8 protein-coding genes and 1 pseudogene are annotated in these 10142 nt (G+C 50.5%); 5 read left to right on the top strand and 4 right to left on the bottom strand.

Features of this window, described 5'->3' with window-relative positions:
- Window positions 1–750 precede the first annotated feature (750 nt).
- Both sopA and ACLHV9_RS25585 read left to right on the top strand, forming a co-directional pair.
- Window positions 751–1917 carry a plasmid-partitioning protein SopA gene (gene sopA, locus ACLHV9_RS25590; protein ID WP_000523812.1) on the top strand — a complete coding sequence of 389 codons (1167 nt, stop codon included), beginning with the start codon at window positions 751–753 and terminating at the stop codon, window positions 1915–1917.
- The gene (locus tag ACLHV9_RS25585; RefSeq protein ID WP_004206785.1) at window positions 1917–2888 is read left to right on the top strand and encodes a ParB/RepB/Spo0J family plasmid partition protein; all 972 of its coding nucleotides are present in this window, start codon (window positions 1917–1919) and stop codon (window positions 2886–2888) included. The genes sopA and ACLHV9_RS25585 overlap by 1 nt, the downstream gene beginning before the upstream one ends.
- Before the next feature lie 1368 nt (window positions 2889–4256).
- Here the strand turns inward: ACLHV9_RS25585 and ACLHV9_RS25580 are convergent.
- The 3 genes and pseudogenes from ACLHV9_RS25580 to umuC form a co-directional block, all read right to left on the bottom strand.
- Entirely contained in the window at window positions 4257–4562 is a 306-nt protein-coding gene (locus ACLHV9_RS25580) for a hypothetical protein (protein WP_008325193.1), read from the bottom strand.
- Between the two features lie 53 nt (window positions 4563–4615).
- Window positions 4616–4867, bottom strand: a complete 252-nt coding sequence (locus ACLHV9_RS25575) for a type II toxin-antitoxin system Phd/YefM family antitoxin (RefSeq protein WP_004118488.1) — start codon at window positions 4865–4867, stop codon at window positions 4616–4618.
- A gap of 78 nt (window positions 4868–4945) precedes the next feature.
- Window positions 4946–6088: pseudogene (umuC, locus tag ACLHV9_RS25570) on the bottom strand (translesion error-prone DNA polymerase V subunit UmuC); the annotation flags it as partial.
- A gap of 61 nt (window positions 6089–6149) precedes the next feature.
- Between umuC and ACLHV9_RS25565 the strand changes: the two are divergent.
- Both ACLHV9_RS25565 and ACLHV9_RS25560 read left to right on the top strand, forming a co-directional pair.
- A complete protein-coding gene (locus tag ACLHV9_RS25565; RefSeq protein WP_008325196.1) occupies window positions 6150–7157 on the top strand; it encodes a tyrosine-type recombinase/integrase in 1008 nt (335 codons plus the stop codon).
- Window positions 7141–8751: a hypothetical protein gene (locus ACLHV9_RS25560; protein ID WP_023294860.1), complete on the top strand. Its 1611-nt coding sequence runs from the start codon at window positions 7141–7143 to the stop codon at window positions 8749–8751. The genes ACLHV9_RS25565 and ACLHV9_RS25560 overlap by 17 nt, the downstream gene beginning before the upstream one ends.
- Here the strand turns inward: ACLHV9_RS25560 and ACLHV9_RS25555 are convergent.
- Window positions 8686–9382, bottom strand: a protein-coding gene (locus ACLHV9_RS25555) for an IS1-like element IS1A family transposase (protein ID WP_370610343.1) whose coding sequence is annotated in 2 segments (ribosomal slippage) — window positions 8686–9130 and window positions 9129–9382 — 699 coding nt in all. Because the reading frame shifts where the segments join, the coding sequence is not laid out codon by codon here. The two genes, ACLHV9_RS25560 and ACLHV9_RS25555, sit on opposite strands and share 66 nt — an antisense overlap.
- A 60-nt stretch (window positions 9383–9442) precedes the next feature.
- Between ACLHV9_RS25555 and ACLHV9_RS25550 the strand changes: the two genes are divergently transcribed.
- Window positions 9443–10126 (top strand): tyrosine-type recombinase/integrase, encoded by a 684-nt coding sequence (locus ACLHV9_RS25550; RefSeq protein WP_228718805.1) that lies wholly within the window; start codon window positions 9443–9445, stop codon window positions 10124–10126.
- Window positions 10127–10142 lie beyond the last annotated feature (16 nt).

Raw genomic sequence — 10142 nt, 5'->3', positions numbered from 1 at the left:
CTTGATCCTCAACGGTTATCCACAAAAGGATGTAGTAATACGTATCGCAGTCAACGGATATACATACCTCAGTAAATACCGTTGCATATCACAGTATTAGATTATGCATATAACAGTCAACATTTTACATTCCACAGTCGATCCAGACAGACGTTAAAGCCAGTTACAGCGCATGCTGGAGCGATCCGGGGATCTCTTTTGGATCTCATTATGATCTCCTTGGGATCAATTATTGGATCGAGACCATGAATAACCCAGATACAAGCCCGGAAGCGCCACACCAGATATCCAGAACCCTGGCCTTATTTTCCTGAATACGCTCTGGAAGATTGAGATCTACAGGTACAACAATGAAACATTGACTGCGGTATGCTGAGTCGTCTTTCCTCTTCCTCGACACAGATGCGGTAAGCATCATACCATAGTCAATATATTACATACCGCAGTCAATTTCATTATAACTGGCTGATCCCGAGCCATCTTTAGCAACCCGACGTACGTGCAATCTGTGAATTCTGTGATTTTCCGCTTCCTCGCCGCTTTCTCACTGTGTGAGATCGCTTACTGCGGCGAGCGGCAGTGATTAATATTGACTGCGGTATGTACTCTTTTGTAATCCCCTGCGTTCTTTCATTACCCAATGTGGTTCACTTTGCACTTTTTCGTGCACTTTGCGATTTTATTGTTGCTTTGCAATAAATTCCAAGATTTAATAAAATAATGCAAAGTGATGATTAAAGGATGTTCAGTATGGGACTCATGGATACACTCAACCAGTGCATAAGTGCTGGTCATGAAATGACGAAAGCAATCGCCATTGCACAGTTTAATGATGACAGTCCGGAAGCCCGGAAAATAACCCGGCGCTGGAGGATTGGTGAAGCGGCAGATTTAGTTGGCGTGTCATCTCAGGCTATCAGGGATGCCGAGAAAGCTGGCCGGCTGCCGCACCCTGATATGGAAACCCGTGGGAGAGTTGAGCAACGCGTTGGTTATACCATCGAACAAATCAATCACATGCGGGATGTATTTGGTACACGACTGCGCCGTGCTGAAGATGCGTTTCCGCCGGTGATTGGCGTTGCAGCTCACAAAGGTGGTGTTTACAAAACCTCAGTATCCGTTCACCTGGCTCAGGATCTTGCTCTGAAAGGACTCCGTGTTCTGCTTGTTGAAGGCAATGACCCACAGGGAACTGCTTCTATGTATCACGGATGGGTGCCCGATCTTCATATTCATGCTGAGGACACTCTCCTGCCCTTTTATCTTGGGGAAAAGGATGACGCCAGCTACGCTATAAAGCCCACCTGCTGGCCTGGCCTTGATATCATCCCGTCCTGTCTGGCACTGCACCGCATTGAAACCGAGCTGATGGGGAAATTTGACGAAGGCAAATTACCTGCTGACCCGCACCTGATGCTCCGTCTGGCCATTGAAACTGTCGCTCATGATTATGACGTGATAGTTATCGACAGCGCACCCAACCTTGGTATCGGTACGATAAATGTTGTATGCGCTGCTGATGTTCTGATTGTCCCTACTCCGGCAGAGCTGTTCGACTACACCTCCGCACTGCAGTTTTTCGATATGCTTCGTGACCTGCTTAAGAACGTGGATCTTAAAGGCTTCGAGCCAGATGTCCGTATTCTGCTTACCAAATACAGTAATAATAATGGCTCGCAGTCCCCGTGGATGGAAGAACAAATTCGGGATGCCTGGGGAAGCATGGTCCTTAAAAATGTTGTGCGCGAAACGGATGAAGTCGGCAAAGGTCAGATCCGTATGAGAACCGTTTTTGAACAGGCTATTGATCAACGTTCTTCAACCGGTGCCTGGCGTAATGCCCTCTCTATCTGGGAGCCTGTTTGCAATGAGATTTTTGATCGTCTGATTAAACCACGCTGGGAGATTAGATAATGAAGCGTGCTCCTGTCATTCCAAGACATACCACACATACTCAATCGACTGAAGATACTTCATCACCGGCGCCGGCCGCGCCGATGGTGGATTCATTAATTGCGCGCGTGGGTGCTATGGCCCGCGGTAATGCAATCTCTCTTCCGGTAAGTGGACGGGAAGTAAAATTTACCCTTGAGGTGCTCCGGGGAGACTCTGTTGAGAGCGCTTCACGCGTATGGTCAGGCAATGAGCGCGATCAGGAACTACTTACCGAAGATGCTCTGGATGATCTCATTCCTTCATTTTTACTGACCGGTCAGCAGACTCCAGCTTTCGGCCGCCGGGTTTCTGATGTCATAGAAATTGCAGACGGCAGCCGTCGCCGTAAAGCCGCAATCCTGACGGAAAGTGATTATCGCGTTCTGGTTGGTGAACTGGACGATGAGCAGATGGCTGCATTGTCCCGACTGGGTAACGATTATCGGCCGACGAGTGCTTATGAACGTGGCCTGCGTTATACAAGCCGGCTGCAGAATGAGTTTGCAGGAAATATTTCTGCGCTTGCCGATGCGGAAAACATTTCTCGTAAGATCATTACCCGCTGTATTAATACGGCCAAACTGCCTAAATCCGTTGTTGCCCTGTTTGCACATCCTGGAGAACTGTCTGCCCGGTCAGGTGAAGCCCTTCAGAAGGCTTTTGCAGATAAAGAAGAATTACTGAAGCAGCAGGCTGAGACTCTCCACGATCAGAAGAAAGCGGGACTAATCTTTGAAGCTGAAGAGGTCATTAGTCTTTTAACATCCGTACTGAAACAATCTCCCGCATCAAGAGTTAATCTGAGCTCACGTCATCAGTTTGCTCCAGGGGCAACAGCATTGTATAAGGGCGATAAAATGGTGCTTAACCTGGATAAGTCCCGCATTCCTGCGGAGTGTATAGAGAAAATAGAAGCCATTCTTAAGGAGCTTGAGAAACCAGGAGTCTGATGCGGACACGCATTATTCTACGGTGATCTCCCTTTACTTCATTTCCTTTCTCACAGGCCAGAAAACATAACTGGCCTGAATATTCTCTCTGGGACCACGGTCCCACCTGCGTCATCTGTCAGCTTATCTGCCTTGGACCACGGTCCCACCTGCATCGCCGGTCAGGTTATCTCCCTGGGACCACGGTCCCACCTGCATCGTCGGTCAGCTTATCTGCCTGGGACCACGGTCCCACCTGCGTCATCTGTCAGCTTATCTGCCTGGGACCACGGTCCCACCTGCATCGCCGGTCAGGTAATCTGTCTGGGACCACGGTCCCACCTGCGTCATCGGTCAGGTTATCTGACTGGGACCACGGTCCCACCTGCGTCGTCGGTCAGGTTATCTCCCTGGGACCACGGTCCCACCTGCATCGTCGGTCAGCTTATCTGCCTGGGACCACGGTCCCACCTGCGTCATCTGTCAGCTTATCTGCCTGGGACCACGGTCCCACCTGCGTCATCGGTCAGGTTATCTGACTGGGACCACGGTCCCACCTGCGTCGTCGGTCAGGTTATCTGCCTGGGACCACGGTCCCACCTGCGTCATCGGTCAGCTTATCTGTCTGGGACCACGGTCCCACCTGCGTCATCGGTCAGCTTATCTGTCTGGGACCACGGTCCCACCTGCATCGTCTGTCAGGTTATCTGCCTGGGACCACGGTCTCACCTGCGTCATCGGTCAGGTTATCTGTCTGGGACCACGGTCCCACCTGCGTCGTCGGTCAGGTTATCTGACTGGGACCACGGTCCCACCTGCGTCATCGGTCAGCTTACCTGCCTGGGACCACGGTCCCACCTGCATCGCCGGTCAGCTTATCGGCCTGGGACCACGGTCCCACCTGCATCGTCGGCACATTATTAGTTTGGGACAACGGTTAAGCAATGCCTGTCACGAACAGGTATTGGCTTGTCGCCAGCAACCTGTTGAGCGGAGTAATCACGCAGCAGGGCGGCTATTACAGGTGATGGTGAAAGCTCTGTTGGGATCTGAACGAAGCATGTTGAGTGAAATTTGCAAAATTTCGCGGGGTGTGCGGCTTAATTTTAAATTTCCGCCAGCATTTTTAAAACCAGCTGCCGCCGCTGCGCGTTGGCCGGTCCTTCGTCCGGCCGGTAACCAGTCCCGGCCGTTCTTACGACCCTGGATGAACATGGTCCCGTCATCAGCGTCTCCAGTGTGATGTCGTTTGTCACGCCGTCCGAGGGGATATCAGGGACACAACATATGGTAGAAAAAGCAGCTGTCTGAGACACAATATATTGATTATCCACAGTAACGGGGGATAACCGTGTGGGTAACATATTGAAAGTCCAACACGTTATCTGATTAACTGACTTTGTAAACGCCGCTGAACCATGAAAAAAATCCGGGGGAATCATCACAGCGCATAAACATACCGTTTTGTTTTTGGGTGACGGCAAGGAGGCCCCTGTTATCACCACATACCTTGTCAAAGGTTTCCATTCCTATCCTTATCAGGCTCTTTTCGTTATTTTCGGGAGAGATCCGGAGATGTTTTGTCAGCCAGACAGGATAGGTATCAGCGTTACGCCAGTACTGCAATTCAATCACTGAAGCCATTCCCCAGATAGTGAAGAATAAGAAAACCACACCTGCGATTTTGCTACCCATATTGTTCCTTAACATTGATTTAATACATTCCTTGCTCCTCGCACCGGAGCACATCACAGATACTGATTGAGATCCACTTCACGCAGCGGCTGGTTTTGACGTTCTGTGATCAATTGCACCAGGTCTTTTTCGTCCAGCGCATCGAGCATTTGTTCATACAGAGCCGCGGGCACACAATAAAAAACAGGGCGGTTGCGGTCAATAATCGCGACCGGGTAGCCGCCGCCGGCACTGGCGGTGGCCACCGGATCGTTTTTAAGTTCGCTGATGCTGGCAGTCACATCACACAGAATGATATTTGTCATGGTTCCCCCCTGAGACAAGTCATCTGTATGATCGGTAAAGTAAGCTCTTGCAGCAAGTCCCGTCTGTCATTTCGACGGTCAGAAACGGGCAACCGGCAGCTCCTTCCAGCGGGTGGTATATGCCGGTGACAGCATCTCCCGTTTCATCTGCCAGTCCGGCGCAATACCCCGTCCGGCAAACCAGACTTTCCCGAGTCCGGAATGATTAATGCCGTCGAGCACCTTCATCAGCGCATCGCTGTGCGGCCGTGGCTGCACGTCATCGAACAGATTCAGCTGCGCGACGCCGTTCGGACTGAAATCATTGAGCATTATCCCCGCTTTTGCGTAGCGGTGGCCATCGAGCCAGATCCTGTCCAGAGACCTGACCGCTGCCGCGATAATGTCCCGGGTGTCACGGGTAGGGGTGTTCAGTTTTTCCGTGGCCACGTTACCGTAATACGGCTCATTAACCGCAAAAGGGGACGTCTTGATGAAGGTGCTGATATGCCGGCAGTACTGTCGCTCACCGCGCAACTTTTCCGCCGCGCGCTCGGCATACTGGCAGACGGCCTGGCGCATTTCTTCGTAGGTGGTGATCCGCTGCCCGAAGCTGCGACTGCAGACAATCTGCTGTTTCGGCGGCGGCGCTTCCTCCAGCGAAATGCAGCTCTCGCCGTTCAGCTCACGTACCGTGCGCTCCAGCACTACGTTGAAGTTTTTCCGGATAAATGTGGGGTTCGTCAGCGACAGCTGCAGGGCAGTGGTGATCCCCATAACGTGCAGCTTTTTCGCTATCCGGTTCCCCACGCCCCAGATTTCTTCCACCGGCTGCAGGCTGAGTAATTTTGCCGTTCTGCGTGGATTTTCGGGCGACAGCGCCAGCACCCCACTGAATTGTGGCCATTCCTTTGACGCCCACTGCGCCGATTTGGCCAGTGTTTTTGTGGCGCCGAAGCCGACACCGATCGTCAGTCCGGTTCCACTGAGAACATGCCCACGCAGCTGCCTGCCAAAATCCTCCAGATCCATACAGTGGCCAATTCCTCGGGCATCCAGGAAACATTCGTCAATTGAGTATTGTTCGACGCGGGGCGACAGCTCTTCCAGCAGGGCGACCACACGGTTACTCAGGCTCGCGTAGAGCTCGTAGTTGCTGGAAAAAACGTACAGTTTTTCAGGAAACTGCGCCTCTTTGAGCTGGAACCAGGGGGTTCCCATCTTTATACCCAGCCGTTTGGCTTATATGTTATTTGGAATTGACTATCCTTAGGTTGTGCTTTCTGACTCGGAAGGAAAGTGTATGCGTGCATCGTTGCTGGCATCTTTACCTTACATGATGGCTGAGCCTACAGCTTTTCGCTGGTTATGCTTACAGGAAAGTTTGCTGAAGGCGCCAAATACGGTTGAAGCTTATGCCCGTGGGATCGATGATTGGCTGCGTTTTTGTCGCCAGAATGATGTGAGCCCTACAGAAGCCAGCCGGGAGATCCTGGCTTTGTATGTTCGGCATCTTAATATCTCCCGCAATCTGGCGGCTGCCAGCCTTCGTCATCGACTCACTATCGTTCGATTATATTGTGACTACCTGCGAGAAGAAGGATTAATAGTACTGAACCCCGTTATGAGAGGCAGCTGGCATCCTGGCGGAGGTGGGCGCAGGGGGCTCATTCAGGCACAGCGACGCCTGCCATGGATACCGAGTGACCGTGACTGGGAAAACTTACTTATCGCAGCCCGCCAGACCACAATACGTAATCGTTTTATGCTATCTCTTGCGTACGACTGTGCCCTGCGCCGGGAAGAGTTGTGCTCCGTTGCTACCGGCGATATTGACCCTTCTCGTCGCTTGCTAACAGTTCGGGCTGAAACGACAAAAACTAAGCGAGGTCGGGTTGTGCCCTATTCTGTCGTAACCGGAGAGTTATATTTCCTCTGGTTAGCAGAACGGCGACAATTAAATACTTCCCGTGGCCCACTGTTTCTTTCTTATTCCTGTCGCAACAGAACTGCGCCAATAACCCGGTGGACCTGGTCCAAGATCGTAAGGTCGTTGGCAATGCAGGCGGGGCTACCCCAATTGAGTACGCATACCTTCAGACATCTATGTCTGACCGATCTCGCCAGAGCTGACTGGGATATTCATGAGATCGCTACGTTTGCCGGCCATCAGAGTATCCAGTCAACGTTACTTTATATCCATCTTAGTGCGCGTGATCTTACGGAAAAATTTAACGCAGGTATGGCGTCGATACATGAACATCGGTTACACCATTTAAAGGGGGACAATACGGATGGCAATGAAAACTGAATATGATGCGCCAGCCCCTTTTGACTACGAAGTATGGCAACCTGATCCTGACTGGGATTGTTCTCCCGAATTACAGCCGATTGAACGAGATACTTTGATAAAGCTGGCTCAGTATGTTGTTGGACGTCATAAACAAAACTGGTCGAACTGTGTAAGACAAAGGCTTTCTCGCCTGATAATTCCACTCAGAGCAGCATTAAAGTGGATGAATGCCGCATCCACAACAACCAATTCTGCAATTCATGACATCATTCTGGAAATGCACCGGCTGGAAAAAAACTACTGGTCATGGACCCAGGACGACTGGCTCGAAGTGCTGTGCAGCAGTGAAGAGGTATTTCGCAAAAAATATGGCAGCTGTGGTAATTGTCGACAGTATGTCCTCGCGATTGCTTGGTTACTGTGCGGATTTAATCGACTTGAGGCGGCTGGCTGCTTTTATCATTATCGGCTTTCTGTCAAAGTTTTTGGCCGCCCGGCGACAGAGGCGGCGGTAAACAAGCTTCAGGAGAACATGCAGCGCCTCGGCTTTGTCGCTGCTGACAATAACATTCGTAATGCGCTACTGCTGTCTATGCTTTGTCAGCGGCAGGTTGATCCTGAAAAATTGGAACTGGAAACACTTAAGCGAGTAATAACTTACGGGCCTGTTTATATGCGTCGCTCTGCGGCCACCTTGTCAAGGATATTTGCTGCGATGGGGCTGTTCCCAGCGGGCATTGACCATCGTATTCTTGAGCGCAGACGGCCTCACGGGGAATATCGTGCAACCAGTAACGTTCCGGAAGAATGGTTGCGATGGTGTGAACGCTGGCGTAAAACCGCTATTAAAGCACCATCATCTGAACTCAGTACATGGTACCGCATCCTGCAGTGTGGGCGCTGGCTGAAAGCCACTCACCCTGATATACATTCTCCTGCAGACTGGAGCCGGGACATCGCACTTGAATACGTAGCTGCAGTGTGTCAAATGAAAATAGGCCAGTGGTCTGAACCGCGCCATATGTATCAGAATCGAATAGGCCAGTTAATGACAGCCTCTGCACGGGCGGGGATTTTACAGGCTATCAGAGTTTTTTTTCGAGACCTTCAGGAATGGGGGCTTATTATCGTCCGATTTAATCCTGTCAGAACGTTCCGTTTACCCCGCGCTATCCGGGCCAGTATTGGCCCTGCACCAAGAGTCGTTGCTGATGATATATGGAGTAAACTTGTCTGGGCAGGGTTGAACCTGCAGGAGCAGGATCTGCATTATGGTGAACAACTTTACTATCGCTACCCATTTTCTATGGTTCGTGCATTATGTGTTCTCTGGCTGTTTGGTGGGTTGCGTCGTGATGAAATTTTGCGGATGCGAACAGGCTGTATACGCTGGCAAAATGATGAACATCAGGGCGGCTCTCGGATATGTTTGCTGGATGTCCCCGTGAACAAAACCAGCACGGCCTTCACCAAACCTGTTGATCCAATCGTAGGGGAATACATTGATTGCTGGGAAAAAGAACGAAATATAGGTAATGACTCCAACTTATTGATAGTGTTTTATGTTCAGATAATGCCCGATGACTTTGTCATGCAGCTCCACCGATTTTGAGAACGACAGCGACTTCCGTCCCAGCCGTGCCAGGTGCTGCCTCAGATTCAGGTTATGCCGCTCAATTCGCTGCGTATATCGCTTGCTGATTACGTGCAGCTTTCCCTTCAGGCGGGATTCATACAGCGGCCAGCCATCCGTCATCCATATCACCACGTCAAAGGGTGACAGCAGGCTCATAAGACGCCCCAGCGTCGCCATAGTGCGTTCACCGAATACGTGCGCAACAACCGTCTTCCGGAGCCTGTCATACGCGTAAAACAGCCAGCGCTGGCGCGATTTAGCCCCGACATAGCCCCACTGTTCGTCCATTTCCGCGCAGACGATGACGTCACTGCCCGGCTGTATGCGCGAGGTTACCGACTGCGGCCTGAGTTTTTAAGTGACGTAAAATCGTGTTGAGGCCAACGCCCATAATGCGGGCGGTTGCCCGGCATCCAACGCCATTCATGGCCATATCAATGATTTTCTGGTGCGTACCGGGTTGAGAAGCGGTGTAAGTGAACTGCAGTTGCCATGTTTTACGGCAGTGAGAGCAGAGATAGCGCTGATGTCCGGCAGTGCTTTTGCCGTTACGCAACACCCCGTCAGTAGCTGAACAGGAGGGACAGCTGATAGAAACAGAAGCCACTGGAGCACCTCAAAAACACCATCATACACTAAATCAGTAAGTTGGCAGCATCACCGAAATATACAACCAGACCAACTTGATTTAAAAACGGGTGAACTTGTCAGTTATCTTTTTATGCATAAAGCTGCTCGGATTAGCCAGAGTTATATTAATAAATCCTTAATTCCGATGCTTTGTCGGAAAGCTGGTGTTCCAAACAAAGATATCAGGGGAACTATCACTAGCCACAGAGCGCGGGCAACTATAGCCAGCCAGCTGTTTAATGCCAGGGAACCACTAGGATTATTTGAGTTACAGCGCTGGCTCGGACATTCCTCTCCCAGTTCGACACAGCATTATATCGATATCACACCGACAAAACTGGCAGGGTCTCTGTCTAAAGCAGGATACTTTGAGCGAAACCGTCGTATGGTTTCGGTGCTGATCGATCAGGATGCAATTTCGTCCGGACAAATGCAGAAAGGAGAACCATGGCGATATTATGACCTTGGGCACGGATTGTGTAGTTATGACTTTTTTGAACAGTGCCCACACCGTATGGCTTGTGCAAAATGTTCGTTCTACCTGCCTAAATCATCATCAGAAGCGCAATATATAGAGGGGCGTCAGAATTTACTCAAAATGATGCAGGAGATCCCGTTGACGGATGATGAACAGGCAGCAGTAAATAATGATATTGGTGCGATAGACAAATTATTAGAGAAATTAAAAAATATTGAAACACCAGACAAGCAAAGAAGATAAAATAGCGAAAAATATC

The organism is Enterobacter sp. CPE_E890 (assembly GCF_046521475.1).
In the GTDB taxonomy this organism is placed as follows: domain Bacteria; phylum Pseudomonadota; class Gammaproteobacteria; order Enterobacterales; family Enterobacteriaceae; genus Enterobacter; species Enterobacter adelaidei.
The sequence above is the reverse complement of the archived record's forward strand: the minus strand, read 5'-3'. Positions and strand labels throughout refer to the sequence as shown.

Excerpts from the sequence above, each read along its gene's own strand:
- ACLHV9_RS25585 (WP_004206785.1), top strand. The coding sequence starts at position 1,917 with ATGAAGCGTGCTCCTGTCATTCCAAGACATACCACACATACTCAATCG.
- ACLHV9_RS25580 (WP_008325193.1), bottom strand. The coding sequence starts at position 4,562 with ATGGGTAGCAAAATCGCAGGTGTGGTTTTCTTATTCTTCACTATCTGG.
- ACLHV9_RS25575 (WP_004118488.1), bottom strand. The coding sequence starts at position 4,867 with ATGACAAATATCATTCTGTGTGATGTGACTGCCAGCATCAGCGAACTT.
- ACLHV9_RS25560 (WP_023294860.1), top strand. The coding sequence starts at position 7,141 with ATGGCAATGAAAACTGAATATGATGCGCCAGCCCCTTTTGACTACGAA.
- ACLHV9_RS25565 (WP_008325196.1), top strand. The coding sequence starts at position 6,150 with ATGCGTGCATCGTTGCTGGCATCTTTACCTTACATGATGGCTGAGCCT.
- sopA (WP_000523812.1), top strand. The coding sequence starts at position 751 with ATGGGACTCATGGATACACTCAACCAGTGCATAAGTGCTGGTCATGAA.